The sequence below is a fragment of the Pseudomonas sp. CLCA07 genome (assembly GCF_053615335.1).
Map to the genome: position 1 here is coordinate 141,638 of NZ_CM132131.1, position 22,799 is coordinate 164,436.

Annotated in this window: 12 protein-coding genes and 1 pseudogene; 11 read left to right on the forward strand and 2 right to left on the reverse strand. The window is 57.7% G+C overall.

Features of this window, described 5'->3' with window-relative positions; all coding sequences use genetic code 11:
* Positions 1-1,248 precede the first annotated feature (1,248 nt).
* The 4 genes from ACWGZX_RS00690 to ACWGZX_RS00705 all read left to right on the forward strand — a co-directional run bounded on the left by ACWGZX_RS00690 (position 1,249) and on the right by ACWGZX_RS00705 (position 4,022).
* Positions 1,249-2,088, forward strand: coding sequence for an AbiTii domain-containing protein (locus tag ACWGZX_RS00690; protein WP_452626877.1), 840 nt, complete (start codon positions 1,249-1,251; stop codon positions 2,086-2,088).
* Between the two features lie 270 nt (positions 2,089-2,358).
* A complete protein-coding gene (locus ACWGZX_RS00695; RefSeq protein ID WP_452626878.1) occupies positions 2,359-2,685 on the forward strand; it encodes a hypothetical protein in 327 nt (108 codons plus the stop codon).
* Between the two features lie 623 nt (positions 2,686-3,308).
* Positions 3,309-3,617 (forward strand): hypothetical protein, encoded by a 309-nt coding sequence (locus ACWGZX_RS00700; protein ID WP_452626879.1) that lies wholly within the window; start codon positions 3,309-3,311, stop codon positions 3,615-3,617.
* An 81-nt stretch (positions 3,618-3,698) separates the two neighbouring features.
* Complete coding sequence (locus ACWGZX_RS00705; RefSeq protein WP_452626880.1) at positions 3,699-4,022, forward strand: hypothetical protein; 324 nt, start codon at positions 3,699-3,701, stop codon at positions 4,020-4,022.
* A gap of 38 nt (positions 4,023-4,060) precedes the next feature.
* Here the strand turns inward: ACWGZX_RS00705 and ACWGZX_RS00710 are convergent, their stop codons facing one another.
* The gene (locus ACWGZX_RS00710) at positions 4,061-4,303 is read right to left on the reverse strand and encodes a hypothetical protein (protein WP_452626881.1); all 243 of its coding nucleotides are present in this window, start codon (positions 4,301-4,303) and stop codon (positions 4,061-4,063) included.
* Positions 4,304-4,867: 564 nt separating this feature from the next.
* On the opposite strand from ACWGZX_RS00710, the gene ACWGZX_RS00715 reads away from it, so the two are divergent.
* The 6 genes and pseudogenes from ACWGZX_RS00715 to ACWGZX_RS00740 all read left to right on the forward strand — a co-directional run bounded on the left by ACWGZX_RS00715 (position 4,868) and on the right by ACWGZX_RS00740 (position 9,120).
* Positions 4,868-5,215 carry a hypothetical protein gene (locus ACWGZX_RS00715; RefSeq protein WP_452626882.1) on the forward strand — a complete coding sequence of 116 codons (348 nt, stop codon included), beginning with the start codon at positions 4,868-4,870 and terminating at the stop codon, positions 5,213-5,215.
* A gap of 149 nt (positions 5,216-5,364) precedes the next feature.
* On the forward strand, positions 5,365-5,520 hold the full coding sequence (locus ACWGZX_RS00720) for a hypothetical protein (protein ID WP_452626883.1): 156 nt from the start codon (positions 5,365-5,367) through the stop codon (positions 5,518-5,520).
* Between the two features lie 161 nt (positions 5,521-5,681).
* Complete coding sequence (locus tag ACWGZX_RS00725) at positions 5,682-6,416, forward strand: metallophosphoesterase (protein ID WP_452626884.1); 735 nt, start codon at positions 5,682-5,684, stop codon at positions 6,414-6,416.
* 36 nt (positions 6,417-6,452) lie between these two features.
* On the forward strand, positions 6,453-6,692 hold the full coding sequence (locus tag ACWGZX_RS00730; RefSeq protein WP_452626885.1) for a DUF4224 domain-containing protein: 240 nt from the start codon (positions 6,453-6,455) through the stop codon (positions 6,690-6,692).
* A gap of 1 nt (position 6,693) precedes the next feature.
* A pseudogene (locus ACWGZX_RS00735) lies at positions 6,694-7,273 on the forward strand (integrase); the annotation flags it as partial.
* A gap of 260 nt (positions 7,274-7,533) precedes the next feature.
* Positions 7,534-9,120: an arylsulfatase gene (locus tag ACWGZX_RS00740; protein WP_452628939.1), complete on the forward strand. Its 1,587-nt coding sequence runs from the start codon at positions 7,534-7,536 to the stop codon at positions 9,118-9,120.
* A 362-nt stretch (positions 9,121-9,482) separates the two neighbouring features.
* Here ACWGZX_RS00740 and ACWGZX_RS00745 read toward each other — a convergent pair whose 3' ends face one another.
* Complete coding sequence (locus ACWGZX_RS00745) at positions 9,483-20,387, reverse strand: peroxidase family protein (protein WP_452626886.1); 10,905 nt, start codon at positions 20,385-20,387, stop codon at positions 9,483-9,485.
* Between the two features lie 673 nt (positions 20,388-21,060).
* Between ACWGZX_RS00745 and ACWGZX_RS00750 the strand changes: the two genes are divergently transcribed.
* Positions 21,061-22,797: a type I secretion system permease/ATPase gene (locus ACWGZX_RS00750; RefSeq protein ID WP_452626887.1), complete on the forward strand. Its 1,737-nt coding sequence runs from the start codon at positions 21,061-21,063 to the stop codon at positions 22,795-22,797.
* Positions 22,798-22,799 lie beyond the last annotated feature (2 nt).

The window sequence follows — 22,799 nt, forward strand, 5'->3', positions numbered from 1 at the left end:
GATGCAGTCCTCTGGCGGATTACCCGTCGCTTCTCAGCTTTGTGCTGGTCGCAGCAACCATGTCCAGAACACTGACCCCGGCTGCTCCAACAGCCTGGCTCAGCACTTTGTCCTCAATGCTTTCACTTATCGCAACGAATGACATGCCCGCAGCTGCCACTATGGCTAGCTGTGCAAACTCATCTGGACGTGGGGGGGGGTGGCTCTTTCACTCGGCGCCAGCCTGATGGAAACTTCACAACGAGCGGCCGGCCGGAAGGGCACCAATCTTCCTCGGTCAAGGCCCGCAAAAATCCCGCTGCGTCACCACCCTGTGCGTGGACCAGAGAAGCTGCATCAGTGAGTCTACGCGCAAGGTCAACCGCAGAAAGCTGAGCGCTCAAAGCCCATCTGACCTCCGAGCGCCACGGTTCTGGAAATGGACCCTCCCGCCATGGTTCTGGAGTAGGACCAAAGCGGTCGCCATAGCGGGGGCCGAAAGGGCCACCGCCGATGATTTCCCAGATCTCGGGGCGTATCCGAGCAAGAATGGTGAACAGGCCTAAGCGAGAGTCGGCCATGACAATCTCCTTCGCAGCCAAAGTTATAAGGCTTCCGACTGTCTAGGTACGACACCAAACTGGGGCTCACGGCGCCCACGCTAAGCGGGCAGAAGACCCCGACAACACGGAAAAGCCCGTAGTCGAGTCGGGAGCCCCCTTTAACTGTAGCCTCTCAACTTTTCGCGTCAACTAATCAGCTCATACAGACCTCAGCGACATTTCAGCAACATCCTCTCCGGCGTTCTGCCGACCGAACACAATCCCCCCTTTCGCAGAACCGTCAAAGCATCGCTGGTAGTCTCGCCGCCACGTTCGCCAGACATTAAGGGATGTAGGCGAAAATAGAAGCCCGGAGCCGCGAACCTTCGGGGCTTTGCATTTCTGCACTGGAACAGAATTACATCGCGATTCTATTGGGGTAAGGCAGAGTACTCAGACCCAATGAAACCGGGCACTTCCTTACTTTGGAATACCCGGTTTTAACCTGCTATACACGGTCAGTGGTACAAAAATTGGTACAAGCTATCCTTCCCGCCTAGGCGCCCTGCCAATCGAATACCCATCACATATCATTTTTCCAGATGCTACGCTCACCTCTCTAGCCACCACGGTCAATATAGGCTCAAGCAATGTCGCTCATTCACGATATTCAAGCAGCGGCAATCTCGCAAACAACGGATGTTCCCACACTGCTACGTATGTGCAAGTGCTTGCCGCCCGTATTTCTCATCAGCAGCTCAAGGAATGGGTAGATTGTGAGCTCAATGGTTATCCCGACATCGACTCACTACCGGACTATCGGATAGTTCGTGTCGACTCCTTTGGAACATTCGATGACGGATTCAGGAGAGTAAACCACCTGCAAATACCGGCATCAGTCCTTCCTGAGCATCTACAAAAGCGTTATGCGAATGCATATATGTGCAGCAGCATTAGTGCCTACGCAGCCTTGCTAGATGGAGACACGACAGGTAGGGTCATAGAGCAATGGCCTCTACATCTTGCGCTCAAATATGGATCCAAGGTTGCGAACGGCATGCAATGCATAAGTGCGTGGCAAGAAATCCCGATTGGGGCAGTGGTTCGGCTATTGGATGCGGTTAAAACGCGAATCCTGGGCTATGTAATCGATTTGGAGCTAGAAGCACCAAATGCCGGCAACACGCCAGTTGGCAGCCAACCCCCTCTGAGTAGCGAAAAAATGACGCAGATTTTCAATACCAATATCGCCGGTAGCGTGGGAAATCTTTCTAACTCAGGCGAAAACTTCAATCAGACCGCCTCCCTCCAGCTTGGAAACTGGGACTCGTTAGCGCAGAACCTAGGTGCGCTTGGTCTTAAATCGGCTGATTTCGAAGGAATGCGAACTGAGCTCGATCAAGCGAACACGGCATCTGACGAAAAAGAAAAATCAACCGTAGCTAGTAGGTGGGTCGGGTACTTAATCCCAAAAGCAATTGCGGGAGCATCCGGTGTCGGAATTGAGGCCGTCGCTTCTGGTATCGCAAAGGCAATCGCCGCCTACCTAGGCTTACCAGGCGCCTAATCAATCATCGGTTTTCAGCTTCATCACGAACGACGCGACATTTAATTATGACGTCCACACGGGGATAGACGGGGGATTGGCCTTTGAATCTAAGGGTCCAGCCTCGAGCATTCCCCGCATTACTCCGTCACTCCCCGATAAATTGGCCCAAATCGACTGGATCGAAATTCACTTTTGATAGTTTTTGATTCCCCTTATTTTCCGCGCTGAAGCATAAAGACGCGCCGGCATGTGGCTGGCTTTCATGCGCATGAAATTAAGGATATCAACATGTCAACAATCAAAATGAAGAACGAACACACCGGTCAGTTTAAAGAGGTTCCAGTCGGGTTCTCTTGGACAACCTTCTTTTTTGGATTTTTCCCTGCTTTACTTCGAGGTGACTGGAAGAATTTCATGATTCTGTTCTTCCTTGGTCCTCTGACGCTCGGAATTCTCAATATCGTGTATTGGTTTAAATACAACAAAATCTATACGAATGATCTTGTCGGCCAAGGTTTCAAAGCGGTTATGTCCGAAGACGAGGCTGCTTTTATGTCTGCAAAAATAGGTATCCACTTGCCAATCGTTGCCAGCAAGACTTACACCGCAATATGACTGGCTCGGGCGCCCTCTCCGCCGCTCTGTCGACCAGCAATACATATTTTTGATATTTATTAACTTTCCAATTTCGTCGATCCAGCCTCTAATCCCCCTCGGCAAGAAGGTTTGCGAGGGGCTATTTCATGGCGGCTCCTACAAGGCGCAGTAGGCTGTTTACCTATTGCGTGCAAATTCAGATTGTCGTTGATGGAACTCCTTATTTTTCCCCGCACCTGCCGCCCCAGGCAGTGCGGGTTTTTTTTGTCTCCGGCGTTCTGCCGATCCCCTCCAAGTACAAGCAAATGCAACCTCCCGTTTGCGAACCGTAAGCGGAGCATCGTGAGCAACCGCATATCGAACGCTTGAAAGTGGCGTGACACGTGCCAAGAAAAAGCCCCGCCGTTGCGGGGCTTTTTTATTCCTCATCCAGTCCATCCCGCGGCTGTTCCCCACCTCAGGCAGCGCCACAACAACCGAAACGCCTCAACCAACAAGGGCACAAACGCCTATCACATTGTCGAGCGCTCCTCCGGCAAGGTGAAGGGGTTCCGCTGGACGTGGAAGGACGCGGTCAACCTGGCCCAGGCACTGGAGGCGCGCGCCGATGGCATCAAGATTTCTCTGTCAGGTGAGCGGAAATGATCGGCGTACCAAAGCCTCACCCGCGAGACTCGATCATCGAGAACCTGAACCAGCAGCTGGAGCATTACTTCGGCACCGGTAAATCGGTGCAGGAAATCGAACCAGGTGTTACCGGTGAGAAAGCCCTCGGCTTCGGCAGTGCCCACAGCAACAAGCTGCATGCAGGACGGGACAAAATCGCACCGGCGCTGGAGACCCTGGCCGAGAGCGACTCATCACTGAACAAAGCGGCTGAAGCGCTCGGCATTGATCACAAGCGCGCCCGCCTAATCGCCAGCGAAAACGGCTTCAAGTTCAAATCATGAAGCGCCTCAGCAAACAGGTGCGCCAGCGCCGACGACAGACATGGCTGGATATACCGGCCCACGGAATTGAAGAGGCAGGCCATGGCCAAGAGCAACGCGGATATTCAGAAGGACAAGCGCGCCAAGGAGAAAGCCTTGCTCGACCGGATCGACGCCGAGAAGCGATCGCTGATTGTGTCGAAGGCATTGGATGACGCCCTCAATGTTCTGGGCGAGCGCCACGAACTTGAGGAATGGCAGGAGACGGTGTCGACGTGTCTGATCAATCTAGCAGCCGCGCCGGCTGAAGAATCCGCCCTCTTCGCCAACATGTCGCGACACAAAATCACAATCAGCGAAAACGTATCGCGCAAACTTGAACTCGCCTACAACCGCGAAGCCCTGCGCATCTGTAACGACGAATAACCCCGCCCACTCCAACGAATCACGCCATGCGCAGGAGTTTAGGCATTCCCTCGGTCATACCAGTTATTGGCCAGCTCAATACCGCGCAGTTTTGCGTCGTCGATGCTCTGGAAAGGACCGTCAGACTCAGCGATCAGGCTTTCGCCTCGCGGATCTAGTTGTGCCACTACCCGCACGCCGACAGGCACGGGATCGTTATCGTCGCCCCACTTGAAGCGTACGAGCGCCTGCTTTCCGCTGGCATGTGAGTGAAAGAACCCTGGCTCCCTATCGATAGCCATCGCTTTACCCTCTTTGATCCGGACTGATTCCGGATCATCAACCAATAGCCCACTTCAACGAATCACGCCAGCCGGAGAGAACGGAAGATGATAGAAGCATGGCGGCAGCTTAAACCTGGATCAGAACGCTAGCCTGCTGAGAATCAATAGTTGGGATCAGCCCCGAACCCTGTTGATGTGCGAGCCAGGCCCGAGTCAGCTTCACGTCGAATCGCCAGCCATGGGTTTCCATCCAAACAAGCGCTGTATGGGTAATTCGATAGCGTCCGCACTTCGTGCATGCTCTTTCCTGGTAATGATCACCAACATCGACGTCTGAAGCAGGCTCATCGCAAATTAGGCATTCCATATCTACCTCCATTGGCTGAACCTCTAACTATAGACGATTCCCACCCCTCCACCGCCCGGGCATGCCCCGGCATAGGACGCCCCATGCCCACAGAATAAATCTCCTTGAAGTGCCAGCGCGCCTAATAAAAAAGAGGTGATCCGTCCATCCAACACCAATAGCAAAATGCCATACCTCGGTTTAGCATTGGTCGATTAACCAAACGGACGACGAAAATGAAAAAAATGCTGATCGGAGCACTTCTGGTACTAGCTCCACACTTGGCTTTCGCTGGCTGTTTTGGCTCTCCGGGCTTTCAGACATGCACGGATAACAGCGGCAACACGTATAACGTTCAGCGCTTTGGAAACACCACCAACGTTCAGGGAACTAGTACATCAGGCACCACCTGGAATCAGACCAGCCAAAAAATAGGCAATACAGTTTTTCAGAATGGTACGTCGGCGGACGGTAATTCATGGAATGGAACCAGCCAAACCATCGGAAATACGACCTTTCACAACGGAACGGACTCCAATGGAAACCCCTACAACCACACTTGCAACCAATACGGCTGTAATTGACGCATTAGCCGAGACCTCCTTTCAGAGGTCTCTCCTCAGCCCTAGTAAGTCGATAATTCTCGCTGATCACGCTAGCGGCCAGCTCGCTAACAATCCCCCGCAGTAACTCCCTCCTTCAAAGTCAGCCGCTATAGCGGCTAGGAATCCGCATGCCTGAAGAATTTGTTCCCAAAGGTGGCATGTGCGCCACTTGCACCCATGCCCACCGCAATTGCAGCCACCTTCCATTCAGCACCATGCCGGCGCTCGCCCGGGACGCCCAGACCGTGATCGTCCGCTGCACTGACTTCCTGCGCCGCAAGTAAGGGTTCACCTCACCAGTTACTTCAGGAGGGGAGCTGTGTACAGCAACTGGCGAGGCGAACCGCTAAACCTTAGTTCACCCACTCAGCTTGCATGTCACCCCTCATCTGATCATCAATACTTAACTACCAGCCTGCCGGTGAAAGGCGGGCGAGGAGTTCGCATGCTCGAAACTATTGAGGTGTCGCGCGTGAAGTGCTTCGCCGCAAACACGGCTGGCCGGGATTTCGCGGTCGGCGACATTCACGGGCACTTCACCCGATTGCAGGCCGCGCTGGATGCTGCCGGCTTCGATCCATCGGCGGATCGCCTTTTCAGTGTCGGCGATCTGGTCGACCGTGGGCCGGAGTGCCGGAGCGTCCTCGATTGGCTGGATAAGCCATGGTTCCACCCAGTGCGCGGCAACCATGACGACTACGTGGTCCGCTTCGATACCTGCGACGTGGACAACTGGGTCTACAACGGCGGCTCGTGGTTTGCCGGGCTGGCATGGGACGAGCAGCGCGAATTCGCAGCAAGGTTTGCTGATCTGCCAATCGCCATCGAGGTCGGGACGGCTCAGGGCCTGATCGGCATCGTGCATGCGGACTGCCCGTTCCCATCTTGGGACCAGTTGCGCGCCGAACTGGAGTCGCCTGAAAGCAACAAGCGCCTGCGGTTGGTGCAGAACACCTGCATGTGGTCGCGCAGCCGAATCCAAGATGCAGACATCTCAGGCGTTGAGGGTCTGCGCGCCTTGGTGGTCGGCCACACCCCGCTGCGTCAGCCTGCCGTACTCGGGAACGTCCACTACGTCGACACAGCCGGATGGATGGACGGCCACTTCACCCTGCTGAATCTCGCCACGCTTCAATGCACCCCACCAATCAATCCAAATCTCAGTCACGACTGGGATTAACCACCTTCTGCCGCCAAGCGCGGCACGGAGCATCATATGGAATCCGAAATCCTTTCGCCCGCAGAGCTGGAGGAACTCACCGGCTATAAGGCCCCAGCATCCCAAAAACAATGGCTAGTAAATCGCCAGTGGGTGTTCGAGGTAAACCGCAATGGCCCACGAGTTGGTCGGCACTATGCCCGAATGAAGCTGGGCTTCGTGATACCTGCTTCTCTCGATCCAACCCCTACACCCAAGGCGCCAGTATGGACGCCAGACTTCTCTCGAGTGAACTGATATGCGACCCTGCAAGGCCGAAACACGTAACTTGCCGCCCCGGATGTATCAATGGTCGCGGCCACGGAAAAGCGGAAAGGACTGGATTGCCTATTACTACCTGGACGTGACCGGTAAGGCGATCCCACTAGGCAAGGACCTTGATCTGGCCAGAATCAAATGGGCCGAACTGGAAGCCAAGGAAATGTCGCTAGATCTGCGTACCATGAAGGGCAACTTCGACCGATACATCCGCGACATCGTCTCCAAGAAAGCAGCGCGCACCCAGAAGGATAACCTCGCGGAGATCAAGCAACTGCGGCCGATGTTCGACAGTGCACCTATTGACTCGATCACCCCAGCCACGATTGCTGGGTACCGGGATGCACGGACGGCCAAGGTGCGGGCTAACCTAGAGATCGCCACCCTCTCCCATGTTTTCAATATCGCTCGGGAATGGGGGCTGACGACCAAACAAAATCCCTGCCAAGGCGTTCGTAAAAACAAAGAGACTCCGCGGGACTATTACGCGAATGACATGGTTTGGGTTGCTGTTTACAAGAAGGCAGCTCAAGAGCTGAAAGACGCGATGGACCTGAGCCAGGCACTTAAGCGTTCAGTAAACACCCTACTTCTACAGGTTTCGCTCATCGAGTCGCGACAATCACACCCTGAACTACGGTTTTGGAGTCGTGGACTAGACTCATCCGCCATTGGGGGTTGCTGTACAACTTGGAGAGTAACCATGAAAACAACCTTATTATCCTTAACACTTGCTATCGCACCTCTGCTCGGCGGTGCTGCCGTCGCCGATACATCCAAACCGAATATAATTTTCATCATGGGAGACGATATTGGCTGGATGCAGCCAAGCGCCTACCACCGAGGCTTGATGGTCGGTGAAACACCAAATATAGATCGTATTGCTAACGAAGGATCGATCTATATGGACTATCTCGCCGAGCAAAGTTGCACGGCTGGACGCAACGCATTTTTCACCGGCATGCATCCTCTGCGCACAGGCATGATCCCGCCACAACTACCAGGCAGTCCCTCCTATCTGCGGCCCGGCACGCCAGCGCTGGCCAAATTCCTCTACGATTTGGGCTATACCACGGGTGAGTTCGGCAAGAACCACTTGGGAGACCACCCGGCAGCACTGCCAACCGCCCATGGTTTTCAAGAGTTTTGGGGCTACCTCTATCACCTGGATGCAATGCAAGGGGTGAGTTTTCCCGATATCAACAAGTCGCCTACTGAACAAGCCATTGCGCCACCCTGCAAAAACGAACCTCTGCCCGGAGTTCCCGAGGTTCCAGGGTCTGTCGACCCCAGGACAGCAAACTGCCTGACACCGCCACGACCGGTGCTTGCCTGCGCGTCCTCCGATGGCACACAACAGAATCAGAAGTGTAAAGATGAAGGCCCGTTAACCCTTGAGCGGTCAAAAACCGTCGATGAGGAAATCTCTGCGCACGTCATAGATTTCCTCGACCGCAACGACCCTAAAAAGACGAACAAGCCGTTCTTCGTTTGGTACAACCCCGCACGCATGCACATTACTACCGTGTTGTCTGAGAAGTACCTGAACATGGTCGGCACCCCAGGCGGTAAGGATTGGGGGGTCAATGAGGCCGGGATGAAGCAAATGGATGACAACATCGGGTATGTCATCAAGAAGCTTGAAGACATGGGGCAACTGGAAAACACCATTATTGTGTTTACCACCGACAACGGTGCTGAAGTCATTACCTATCCTGACGGCGGCGTTACACCCTTCAAAGGTGGCAAGCTGACCACCTGGGAAGGCGGTATGCGTGCACCGATGGTTGTACGTTGGCCAGGACATATCAAGCCAGGCACCGTCAGGAATCAGTTGTTTGCATCGCTGGACTGGGTGCCAACCCTGGTCGATATAGCCGGTGGCCCAAAGGGGAATGACCTGAAGACACAGATAGAAGGTGGCAAGTACCCTGGCATCGTCAAAACCACACTCGATGGCGTCAATCAAGTCGACTATTTGACAGGTAAGAGTGACAAGTCCGCGCGCGAGATCTTCTTCTACTACACCGGCGCGAAGCCTTCGGCAGTGCGTTACAAAAACTGGAAGATGTACTACACGATGGTGCCAACCGATCCTACGGGAGCTATGAAAGGAGCTGTAAGCTACTCTTGGACCATGGTTGACAATATCAAGCGCGATCCCTTCGAGATTGCTGGTGGGTTGGACGATCCTAAATCCATCGCGGGTTACGCCGGCGCACTTGCTGCACCCGCCACGGCTTATATCTACGACTGGAATATGTTGCCCCTCGGTCAGTTGCTGTGGATGAAAGAACTGGCAACGTATAAAGAGTTCCCACCATTACAAGCACCTGAAACCTACAACCTGGACGGTATCATGGCGGAAATGGCAGCTTCCAGAGCGTCGAGTCACGCTGGCGAATAGGGCGCGGGACGAGTGTGAAATGACCACCGATTTCTTGCGCCGCTATATCGCTCAAGAAGTCGGTGGTTAACCGTTCAGTCACGCGAAACGTCGTATACGACGATAAATGCCCAGCATGAATACTCTTTAGCGCACACAACAACACCCTTCTATATCCAAGGGCTGCGAAAACTTCGTTGCCAGCGCCCCTGACATCAAGCGACCCACTTCAAGCAGACTTGCCCCAAACAGCGTTTCCCCCGATAACAACGCTCGTACCTCATGCATTGACCCCCGAACGAACGGCCACGCAAAAAAAGGGAGGGCATCCAATGCCCTCCCCTCCGTTGTCCGCGCTCCCTGCGGCAGTATTGACCAGGACCTCAAGTAGCCAGAATGAAGTCCGTGGCAGTAACGGTTGTTGCGTCGGCCACACCTACCAAGCGGATGGTGTCATTTCCGATGGTGACCAAGGTATCCGCACCGACATCGGCGACGTTGACGCTACCGGCAAAGTCCGCCGCCGTGATGTTGAATGCGGCAACATTGAGCCGATCCTGACCGCCGCCGATGGGATTGGTTTCGAAACCGATAATCTGATCGTTTCCGAAACCTGCGCTGAACACGAAGGTGTCATTGCCAATGCCACCCGCGAATACGTTGTCTGACGAATTGCCGGCCACCGTGAAGTTGCCGGTACCGCCAAAGAACACATTCTCGACGTTTGCGCCCAAGGTGTAACTGTTCAGGGATGTCCAGACGGTATCAACCCCTCCCCCGGCACCCTCGATCACTGTATCGCCGGCATCTGTCACCTCGAAGACGTCATTCCCGGCGCCGCCGATTAGCGTGTCAGCACCCGCACCACCAAGGATGATGTCATTCCCGGCCCCTCCTCCGATCACGTTATCCAGCTGATTGCCGACCGCAATGGAGTTGCCGGTACCGCCAAAGAACAAGTTCTCGACGTTTGCGCCCAAGGTGTAATTGCTTAGGGAAGTCCAGACGGTGTCAACCCCTCCCCCGGCACCCTCGATCACTGTATCGCCGGCATCTGTCACCTCGAAGATGTCATTCCCGGCGCCGCCGATTAGCACGTCAGCACCCGCACCACCAATGATGATGTCATTCCCGGCGCCCCCTCCGATCACGTTATCCAGCTGATTGCCGACCCCCGTGAAGTTGCCGGTACCGCCAAAGAACAAGTTCTCGACGTTTGCGCCCAAGGTGTAACTGCTCAGGGAAGTCCAGACACTGTCAACACCCCCTCCGATGCCCTCGATCACTGTATCGCCGGCATCTGTCACCTCGAAGACGTCATTCCCGGCGCCGCCGATTAGCACGTCAGCACCCGCACCACCCATGATGACGTCATTTCCGGCTCCCCCCGCAATCACGTTATCCAGCTGATTGCCGATCGCAATGGAGTTGCCGGTACCGCCAAAGAACAAGTTCTCGACGTTTTCGCCCAAGGTGTAACTGCCCAGGGAAGTCCAGATGGTGTCAACCCCTCCCCCGGCACCCTCGATCACCACATCGCCGGCATCTGTCACCTCAAAGACGTCATTCCCGGCGCCGCCGTTCATGACATCCGCGCCGAGCCCTCCGATGAGGATGTCGTTGCCGTCCTCACCATCCAGGAAGTCGTTGCCGTCCCCGCCGTTGAGAGAATCGTCGCCAGTGCCGCCAATCAACTGGTCGACACCGCCCAGGCCACTGAGCGTATCGTTCCCGCCCAGGCCGAGAAGCACATCGCTACCCGCGGTACCGATAAGGATGTTCGCCAAGGCGTCTCCCGTCTGCACCGCACCCACTATCAATACCGCCGCCGTCGCCGCAGAGGTCACCGACTCCGGCGTGCCGAAGCCATCGGTGTACCGCACGATCACCCGCAGTTGCAGATTGAGCTGCGGTGCACCAGGAGTGAAGGTCGCAGCGGTCGCGCCGTTGATGTCGGTGAAGGTAGCACCGCTACCTTGCTGCCATTGGAAGCTGAATGCGCCCAGCCCATCCACATCGGCAATCCCGGCAGTCAGCGCGGTCAGCACCTGACCTTGATTCGGTGTCGTATCGCTGATCAGCAACGCGCCTGTCGGTGCATCGTTGGCGTTGGCAACCGGGTCCGAAGGGTCGGACGTAACGCTTTCGGCTACACCGAAGTCATCCACGTAATTGACCACCACGCGCACCTGATCGCCAACCTGATCCTGACCAAGCGTGAACGTGTTACCGGTGGCTCCGACGATGTCGACAAAGCTAACCCCGTTGGTCGCCTGCCACTGGAAGGTGAACTGCGGATTGCTCAGACCATCAATGTCGATGATGGTCGACGTGTCAGCGGTCAACACCTGGTTCTGCACCAAAAGCCCGGTGACGGTCGGCCCTGCGGTCGGTGCGTTGTTCGCCGACGAATCGACGATTTCCAGCGTACCCTTGGCATCCTGATACACCGCCCGGACGCGGATACTCAGACCCGCTACATCGTCCGCCACCTGATAGGTGGTGCCCATCGCCCGCGATGCCTCGCCAGCGGCGACAAAGGTGATGTCTTCATAGACGCCCGAGCCAGCAATGTTTTCGACCTGCCAGTAGTAAGCCACCCCACCGGTAACCGCGCCGGTCGGATTGAGCAGGCTTACGTTGTCCGCGTCGCGTAGCGACTGATCGCTGACGCGCAGCAACTGGCCGGCGACCGGCGCATTCTCACGCGCACCGGTGTCCGCATCAAGGATCGCCAGACGACCCGTTGGGTCGATGTTTGAGGCGGTGCCAACTCCGGACGTCTGCGAAACGTCAGAGAATTGCAGACGTTCGACACCCGTCAACCGATCGACGCCATCACGCCCCGCCACCAGATCGGTCACGATGACGGCGTTGCCTTCGACAGAGACGCTGTACTCCGACGCAAGACCGGAGTACACCGCGGTGTCGAAGTTGTCAGTGCCGGTCAGAATCTCCCGCACGATGACCAACTGGCCCGGGTTGTAAGTGCCGCTCAACATAAACGGCACCAACGGTTCCATGCTGTCGAACGTGGCGATTTCCGCGCCAGTACCATCAGCATTCGCCCGTACGCTGATGCGTACGTTCAGCCACTTGTCACCATCGATGATGTCGTCACCACCGCGACCTTCGATGAGGTCGCTGCCGCTACCACCGAGGATGATGTTGCCGCCGTCGAAGAACGTCGCTCCGGCTGGCAGCAGACCCGCCAAGCCATTGATCAGGCCGATGTTGGTCAGCACACTGCCGGTTGCACCCGCGGTGGGTAGCGAGGTGGAATCTTCGTTATCGCCGCGCAGGAAGTCACCGTGCGACGAACCCGACAGACCTTCCATGATGTCGAAACGCACCAGCGCCGAGGCACCGGAACCAGGCACCGGCGGTACATCGAAAAAGCGGTCAGTGAAATCGATGCTCACGCCTTGAGCGAGACCCTTGAAGGTCGCCCAGTCATAGCCGGAGCCGCCGATATAGCGGTCACCGAAGCCGAGACTGCCGACCATGATGTCGTCGCCGCCTTCGCCGTTGAACTTATCGTTCTCGTTACCGCCGACGAACACGTCGTGGCCGATCACCGGATCGTTGCCGAGCGGATCGAAGTTGTCGCCAGGTGCACCGTCCGAAGTGCCCTTCTCGATCCAGTCGTCGCCTTCGTTACCCATGTCCTGCTCGTTGGCTTTGCTGCCCAGGATGAAGTCGTTGCCCTGGCCACCAATAGCCTCGGAAGCGTCCTCACCGGTGACGATGAAGTCGTTGCCGAACCCGCCAATGATCAGGTTGACGCCATTACCGCCGTGCAGCACGTCGTTGCCGTCGCCACCCTGGATGTTATCGTCGCCACCAAGGTCGGTGATGATGTCGTCGCCGGCGCCACCGCGCAGTTGGTCGTTGCCGTTACCGCCTTCGATGAAATCATTGCCGCCATCACCCCAGACCGTGTCGTCGCCTTCACTGGAGATGAGGATGTCTGCACCGTCGGTGCCGCCCAGCACGATGTGCTCTACACCGGTGTATTTGATGTAGTTGGTATCCGGCCCCGCCGTCAGCGGATTATCGCGGAACACCACCTGCGCGCTGAGATTGCTAAGCGGATCGACATTGCCCAGGCCTTCGTTGAACTGCTTGCTCTGGTCCACTTCCAGATAGAACCCTGGGTCCGAGAACACCAGGCCCGGCAAGTGGGTGGCCGAGGTGTTGGCCATGATCAGCTTGGCGAACGAGTTGCTTTCAAGTTCCGCATTCATCGACAGGCCAGAGGTACGCTCCAGGTAGTAGAAGCGGTCGCCGTCCTGCAGTTTTTCCAGCTGGTTCTCGAACACGAAGTTGAAGGTCGTGCCGAGCATGCCGCCGAACGGCGTTTTCTCCTCGGCCAGGCCGCCGATCCAGAGGTCGATGGCATCGACGCCCGTGATCGTCACACCCTTCAGATCGTCGGCAGTACCCGCCACCCCATCCTTGCCGGCCAGCGTTACGTTGGCCCAGGTACCGGAGCTGTTGAGGAAGTCCAGCCGATCGGCTGGCTCATTAACACCACCATCGCCGAATACCAGCAACATCGCCGCGGCGCGTTTGCCTTCCAGTGTGGTCGCCGCCGTGATCGTGTCATGCGTGCCATAGGCCGCGATGAAGTTGATCAACGACTCCGGATGTTTCAGGTGCTGCACCAGGTCGACCCAGCTGGTGTACGGCTTGAGTTGGGTATCACCGGTTTGGTTGTAGATGTCGCGGCGAATCGCATTGAGCGAAGGAATCCCGACGTCGCGGCCACGGGCGATGTTGAGCGCCGGCAGGTCGAGCGGCAGGCCGAGCAGGTTATTGCGCAGCGCCTCGGTGACGAACTCGTCGATTTCGTTACCGGCCTGGCGAGTCAGCCCACGGATGATCGCACTGGTCGCATCCTCTGGTGTCAACCCACTGGCAGCGTACGCCAACGGGTTGAGGAACGCCGCGATCAAGCCCAGTTGTTGATTAGGATCAGCGCTGTTCGGATCGCCCACCACGCTGAAATCGACGTTGAAGCGATCGACGGTCTCGGTCAGCATCGAGTGGCCAAACCGGTACACGGTGTGGGCGAACTCGGCGACGATCGAGGCATCGAGGTCGACGTCATAGACCTGGGTCGGTGCGAAGAACAGGTCGACCCTTGGCTGGATGGTCCGCGCAAACTCCTCGAACACCAAGTGCTGATACTGCATCTCGGTGCCGAACTTGGCAGCCTGGAACAAGCGCTCACCATTCCACACCAGCGCATCGATCTCAGCCTGGTTGGCTGGCAACGCGCTCACCGGAGTGAGCAGCCACTCGTTGAGGAAGGCCACGTCACCCGAATCGAGCACGGTGTCCTTGGTCTGGGCGACCAGCCGATTGTGCTCGGAGTGGAAGATCGCATGCACCGCGGTCAGGCCGATGTTCTCGTTGACCCGGCCGTCGCCAGCGATGTAGTGAGCGTCGAGCAGTTCGTTGTCATAGGTCAGGTTGGTGCCGCCAGGGCCAGCTGGCTGCGCATTGCCGACATCAAAGTCAGCATCCGCCAGCAGAACCCCGCCGACGATTACCGGCGCTGCATTGTTGTTAATGTCGACGAGGAACTGGTGACCGGTGCGCACAGCATTGATCAGGCTGATCGGGGCATTCGGATTGCCTTCGACCAGGACGTCATCCGCCGTGCCGCCAATACCGTCACCCCCTTTCATCACGACCATCGGGAAGCCGTTCGGCCCCTTGATGAAATTGCCATAGGCGTCGGTCGCCAACAGCGGTGCATTATCGACGTCGGCATCGGTCAGGTGGATACCCAGGATGTCGTTGGCTTGCGCCTTGACCACTTTCCAGGTCGCCATGCCACCGATTTCGATGTCATCTCCGCCGCCATACTTACCATCCACCCCCAGGTCAACGTTAGTGATCAGCCTACCGGTCGCTATGGGGCCGTCGTCGGTCATTACATAACCGCGCAGGAACACCTGGTGCGACGGGTGCGAGCTGTAGGTCTGGTTTTGGTCCACGAACGGCGTGGTGGTGTTGGTTTGCTCATGGATGTCGTCGGCCGTGCCGAGAACGCCATCCGCCCCTGGCAGGTTGGTCGCGCGGGTCAGCACCATGAAGTTGGCGCTACCGCCTTCCACATACAGCGGATCATCCGGTTGCAGCGGGATGAAGATGGTGCCCGAACCGCCTTTGGTGACCAGGTCCAGACCGTGATCGAAGAACTGCCCGAAGAAGGTCATCCAGGCGTTAAACGGCGCGGACAAGCCTGCATCCGCCGCGGTGTTCTCGAACAGGTACACATCGTGATCGTCGGTAGTACCGAACTGACCATCCAGGCCGGGGCTGGCGACTATCCGTACGCCATCCTTGAGCACGTCGTCGTTACCCGCCGCACCGAAGTTGAGCACACCGTCGATACCTGGGTCGTAAGCCGTGGCATAGGCCGCCGGGTTGTTCGCCGTCTGGTCGACGATCAGATTACTGATAGTGCGCGGCTGCGAGTCGAACACATTGCCGCTGTTCTGCGCATACGACGAACCCGGGATGGCTGGCGAGCCGGGGCCGAAGAAGCCGGCAGGAACACCTTCCGCTGGATTGAAGACCGGATCGGTCAAGCGCGGAAAGACGTTATCGGCAGCACCAAACTGGGTGTTGTTGTTGCCATTGAGGTTTAGCAGGTTGTTGTTCGACCCATCGACCGCACGCAGACCCAGCGGCGCGCGGATATTCGGGATCAGCGAGAGAATGTCCTGACCGTCCGCTTCAGCCTCGGCAATCTTGATCTGATCGAGAATGAAGTTGAGGTCGGAGCGGACCATGTGCAGGCCTTCGCCACCCGCCGTGGCATCGACCACAGGTGTCGGCGCCGTCGGCACAACCGGCGCGCCGGGAGCTACCACGGCAGTCGGTTGCGAGAACACTATTTCAGTCGTGCCATGACCATCCTGGTAGATCGCCTTGACCCGCAGTGACAACCCGGCAAGGTCCGGAGAGACCTTGAACGCAGTGCCGTCGGCACTCTGGAACGCCAGGTCGCCGGCCGGCAAGAGGATGATGTCCTCGAATACGCCGCTGCCAGGATTTGCCTCGAACTGCCAGTAGTAGGACACCGAGGAGTTGTTGAGGGTACCCTGCGGGTTACCCGCTGCGATGTTGTCGTTATCGCGCACCGCGGCCACGCTGACTCTCAGCGTGTCGCCCACCGTGATTGCCCCGCCATTTCCATCGGCGATGGTCGGACTGTTAACCGGTTGTGCATTGAGCCCCGTCACCAGCACTTGCTGGGTATCGGCAAACTGCAAGCGTTCGATATGCAGCAGAGTATCGGTGCCGTCGCGACCCGCTACGGTATCTGCCACCGTCCAGACATCGTCCGCCAAAGTGGCCGTGCCACGGGTGTCATGAGTCACCACATACTCGTTTTGAACCCCGGAGTAAATGGCGGTGTCGAAGGCCGCCCCGCCCGTTGAGGTGCCGGGCAGAATTTCGCGCACGGCCTTGAGCTGCCCCGGGTTATAGGTGCGGTCCAGCATGAACGGGATCATATCGACCATGCTGTCGAAGGAGGCGATCTCAGGCCCGGTATGGTCGACGTCGCCGGCGGCATAAACCGCAATTCTGACGTTGATCCACTTGTCGCCGTCGATCAGATCATCGCCACCGCGACCTTCGATCAGGTCACTGCCGTTGCCACCGAGGATGATGTTGCCAGTGGCAAAGCCGGTGGTTGGCAAACCGGCATCGGACAGAAACTGCGCCAGTCCGCGGATCAACGCCACATTGGTCAGCGCACTGCCCGTGGCACCACCGTGATTGATGATCGTATCCGCATCAACATTATCGCCTTTGAGCACATCGGCGAAGTTCGAACCGGATAAGCCTTCGACCTCGGCAAAACGGTCGAGAATCGAGGCCGGCGAAGCACCGACCGGATTGAATATCCCGGCGTTCTGGTTTGGCGCGTTGCCGTGTGGCTGCGCCAGTGCGGCCAGGGACAGGTCAGCGGTCACGCCGTACTTGTCATTTTTGTAGGTTATCCAGTCGAAACCGGACATACCGTCCATCTTGTCCTGGGCATCGCTGCCGACAAAGATGTCATCGCCACCCTCGCCGATCATTTCGTCGAAGCCACCACCACCGACAAAGACGTCGTTGCCGATCACATCGTCATTGAGCAACGGCGAGAAGTTATCGCCAGGCGCACCGTCCTGGGTGCCTTTCTCGATCCAGTCATCACCTTCGTTGCCGGTAGGTGGCAGGTTGGTCTTGGCACCGAGGATGAAATCGTCACCGCGACCGCCGAAGGTCGTGGTGATGTCTTCAGTGGTGACAATGAAGTCCTGGCCATCGCCACCCAGGATCAGGTTACCTAAAGCAAGCATGCTACCGGCCACGATCACATCGTTACCGGCATTACCTTCCAGACGGTTGTCGCCGAACGAGTCGGTGATGATGTCATCGCCCGCGCCGCCAAGAACCGCATCGTTCCCGGCACCGCCTTCGAGGCGGTCATTGCCTTCGTCGCCGTAAACGGTGTCATCGCCGTCACCGGAGATAATGATGTCGTCGCCAGCGGTGCCGCCCAGCACGACATGGTCTTCACCGGTGTATTGCAGATAATTACTGTCCAGACCTGGGGTGTCAGGGTTGTCGCGGATCACCAGCGACACGACTTCCACACCGTTGATCATGATGCCGCCCGTTGGATCGGCTTTGAGGTCCGCGCCAAGGCCCGTGAACTGATTGGCCTGATTCACTTCGAGGGTGAACGTCGGGGTCAGGAACACGGTGTTCGACAGGTGGGTGACATCGGTGTTGAGCATCATCAACTTGGCAAAGGAGTTGTTTTCCAACTCGGTGCCGAAGTTCAGGCCCGCAGTACGCGACAGGTAGTAGAAGCGGTCACCGTTCTGCAACGCCTCCAGCTGGGTTTCAAACACAAAGTTGAACGTGGAGCCGAGCATGCCGCCGAACGGCATTTTCTCCTCGGCGAGGCCACCGACCCAGAAGTCGATGTCGTCCACACCGGTGGTGGTGACGCCATTGACCATGGCGTAGGTACCCGTACTGTTAAGGAATGCCAGGCTATCCGCTTCAGTGGCGGTAAAGGTACGCTCGCTGGCAGTACCGGCATTGATCACCGCGCTGCCGCCAAACACCAGTGCAAAGGCGACCGCACGCATCTCGACCAGCGTATCCACATCTGCCGCAGTCAATGCCGCGTGGGTACCGAAGGCTGCGATGAAGTTGATCAACGACTCAGGGTGCTTGAGGTTTTCCGCCAAGTCAGCCCAACTGATGTACGGCTTGAGTTGGCTGTCGCCGGTTGAAGCGTAGAACTCACGGCGCGCCTCATTCAACGTGGGGATGCCAGTGTCGCGACCACGCGCCAGGTTCAGGGCCGGCAAATCGAGCGGCAGACCGAGCAGATTGTTGCGCAACGCTTCGGTGACGAACTCGTCAATCTCGTTGCCGAGCTGACGGGTCACACCGCGAATGATCGCCCCTGCCGCTTCGTCCGCAGTCGCCCCGCTACCGGCAAACGCCAGCGGGTTGAGGAAGGCTGCGATCAGGCCGAGTTGCGAGTCCGGGTTGTTCGGGTCAGTCAGGAGCGGATTGAACAAGGGGTCGAAGCGATCGACGGTCTCGGTCAACATCGAGTGACCGAAGCGGTACACCACGTGGGCAAACTCGGCGAGGATGGCCGGGTTGATCGAGGTGTCATACCCGTTGGGTGCAAGGAATTCGTCGATCTGCGGCTGAACGGTCCGCGCAAACTCCTCGAACACCAGGTGCTGGTACTGCATCTCGGTGCCGAACTTGGCGGCCTGGAACAGGCGTTCGCCGTCCCACACCAACGCCGCGATTCCGGCGGGTGTAGTGGGTATTGCGGTCACGTCGTCTATCAGCCACTCATTGAGGAAGGCCAGATCGCCGGAGGTCAGGATGGTTTGCTTGGATTGCTCGACCAGGCGGTTGTGCTCGGAGTGGAACACATGGTGCACGGTGGTCAGGCCGATGTTCTCATTCGCCCGGCCATCGCCGGCGATGTAGTGAGCATCGAGCAGTTCGTTGTCATAGGTCAGGTTGTTGCCGCCTGCACCAACAGGCTGCGCATTGCCGATGTCGGTGTCAGCATCGGCCTGCAGAACCCCGCCGACGACGACCGGTGCGGCATTGTGGGCGATGTCGTCGAGGAAACCATGCCCGGCGCTTACGGCGTTGGCCAGGCTGATCGGAGCATCCCGGTTGCCTTCGAGCAGGAAGTCATCCGTCGTGCCGCCAATACCGTCAAGCCCTTTCATCACCACCTGCGGCATGCCGCCCGGTCCCCGGATGAAGTTGCCATAGGCATCGGTTGCCAGCAGCGGCACGCTGTGCACATCGGCGTCGGTCAGGTTGATACCGAGAATGTCGCGGGCCTGGGCCTTGACCACTGCCCAGGTCGCCATGCCGCCATCTGTGCCGTCGCCATCATCGGCAGTGCCGAACTTGCCATCGCCGCCCAGATCGCGGTTGGTAATCAAGCGCCCCGTTGCAATAGGGTCACCTGCCGCGTTGATAACGTACTCACGCAGGAACACCTGATGCGAGGGGTGCGAGCTGTAGGTTTGGCTCTGATCTACGAACGGCGAGGTGGTGTTGGCCTGGCCATCATCGGCAGTTCCGAGCACTCCGTCCGCGCCGGCAGTACGCACTGCACGTGGCAGCACCATGAAGTTGGTCGAGCCGCCCGGTACGAACAATGGATCGTCCGGCTGCAGCGGAATAAACACGAAGTCGCTACTGCTCTTGGTGACCAGGTCGAGACCGTGGTCGAAGAACTGACCAAAGAAGGTCATCCACGAGTTGAAACCGGCGGTCAAACCGACGTCTGCCGACACGTTGGGGATGAAGAACACTTCCTTGTCGTCGGCCGTGCCGAACACGCCATCCAGACCGGGGCTGATCACCGGGGCCGCACCGCCGCTCGCCGCTACCGCTGCCGGGTTATTGGCGGTCTGGTCGACGATCAGGTTACTGATAATCCGTGGCTGCGGGTCGGTCACCGTGCCAGTCCCTGCGTAAGCCGCGTTTAGATACTGGGGATCAAGCAGTCGCAAGAAGGAATTGTCCGCGGCGCCAAACTCGCTTTGGCCGGCGACCAGGTTGTTGAAGCTGCCATCCACCGTACGCAGGCCGAATGGCACCTGACTATTGGGTAGCAAATCACTCAGGCTGGCGCCGTCAGCATTCGCCTCTGCAATGAAGATTTGTTTGAGAATGAACTCCAGATCCGCTTTGTTGAAATCAGCCATTTTGATTGCCCTCGATCTTTATGGAGAAAGGCACGGGACGATAAACATCCACCCACGCCCAGTCAGGTGCTGGCTTGCGCAGTTTTTTGGTTTTGTTTTTGGGCGAGAGCAGGCGCGGAAAAGGCAAAGCCGTTCCCCGGGATATGCACCTGAAATTCGCGGAATGTAGTGCTCGCCGGAAGATCAGGCAGAGCAAATCCGAGCCGTGGGTGGGCCATGGAAACTGGAAGTTATGGCGAACTTCCTGAACGGCCCCGTCACTCTGCAATAGAACGAAATGATCGACATGTTTTGCTCCTTCAGGGAAATCACCGCGGCTTGCGTTGCCAAAGTAATGGCAAGCTCCAGGCAGGCGCCCCCCCCGTATAACTAAGACTAAAGTTCCATCGCAAAAGAATGTCAATTTTACGCCGCAAAAACAGACAGCCGGCTATATGACATATAACTGACTGTTTTTGCGTGACTTATGGGATTTTCACAGCAGCTATAGAGCAAAATGTTATTTCAGAGTGTTGTGCTACGACCTACGCTTTTGCTTGCGGGAGCACCGCAGAGATTTCGCAAGAATCGCCAATAGAGCGACCCGCCTGCGAGTCGACCAGCGGCCTACAAAACCACATCTACCGTTAGCTGTTGAGCTGGTGGGAACCGGCATTTCGAAGGGGAGATCCATATGCCCAAGCAGTCGAGCACCCGTTCCGAACTGGCCGACGCGCTCTTTCGCCTGCGCCACAGTTTTTACGCGCTGGCAGCCTTCAGCGGCGTCATCAACGTCATGATGTTGACGCCAGCCGTTTACATGCTGCAGGTCTATGATCGGGCCTTGGTCAGTCGCAACGTCACAACATTGACGATGTTGACCGTTTTGGTGATAGGCCTGTTTATGTTGATGTCCACGCTGGAAATGGTCCGCACTCGCATGCTGATCCGGGTCGGCAACAACCTCGACATGGACCTCAACCGGCGCATCTTCACCGCCGCATTCGAGCGCAACCTGAGCCGCGCCGGAGGTAATCCGGCCCAGGCCCTGCAAGACCTCGCGCAGGTTCGTCAATTCCTCACCGGCAATAGCCTGTTCGCGTTCTTCGATGCGCCGTGGACACCGATCTACCTGTTAGTCGCCTATCTGATCCACCCGCTGCTCGGACTGCTCACGCTGATCGGCTCGCTGATTCTGGTGGGCCTGGCTTATCTGACCGAGAAGGCGACGCAGAAGCCGTTGGCCGAAGCCAATCAGGCCGCACTCTCCTCCTCCAGCTACGCCAACAACAACCTGCGTAACGCCGAGGTCATTGAGGCCATGGGCATGCTGCCGTCGATCGGCAAGCGCTGGTACCAAAGCCATTTGCGCATTCTGGAAATGCAGACCCTGGCCTCCGACCGCGCCGCCATGATCAGCAGCACCGGACGCTTCGTGCGTATCACTTTGCAGTCGCTGATCCTCGGCGCCGGCGCGCTGCTGGCGATCGAAGGCAAGATCACCCCAGGGATGATGATTGCCTGCTCGATCCTCACCGGCCGCGCGCTGGGCCCGGTGGAACAAGTCATCGCGTCGTGGAAACAACTGCTCGGCTGCCGTTCGGCCTGGGGCCGGCTCAACGAAATGCTGAGCGATTATCCGCGCCGGCCACCGAGCATGTCGCTGCAGCGGCCGCTGGGCATGCTGGCGGTGGAGAATGTGTATGCCGGTTCCCCCGGAACCAACAACACCATTCTGCGCGGAGTGAGCTTCAGCCTTGTACCCGGCGAAAGCCTTGGCGTTATCGGTCCATCCGCCTCGGGCAAATCCACCCTCGCCCGCCTGCTGGTTGGCGTCTGGCCGGCGCAGGCCGGCAAGGTGCGCCTGGACGGCGCGGACATATTCAATTGGAACAAGGGCGAACTTGGCCCCTGGCTCGGCTACCTGCCACAGGACGTGGAGCTGTTTGAGGGCAGCATCGCCGACAACATTGCGCGCTTTGGCGAAGTGGACAGCGAAGCGGTCATCCGCGCCGCCAAGACCACTGGAGTGCACGAGATGATCCTGCGTTTTCCTCAGGGTTATGACACTCGCCTGAGCACCGATGGCAGCCCGCTTTCCGGTGGTCAGAAGCAACGCATCGCCTTGGCCCGCGCGCTGTATGGCGAACCCAATCTGATCGTGCTGGATGAGCCGAACGCCAACCTCGACGACGTCGGCGAAAAGGCCCTGGTCGATGCGCTGGCCAAACTCAAGGAGCGTGGCGCCACCGTCATTCTGATTTCCCATCGTCCCAACGTGCTCTGCGCCGTCGATCAGGTGCTGATGCTGCGTGACGGCGCCGTGCAGATGCTCGGCACGCGCGACGAAGTATTCGCAGCGCTGCGCAAGGCCGCTGTAATGCCTGCAGGCGTGTCAACTCCGCTGGCCTCCGTCAAATCACGGGAGTGATC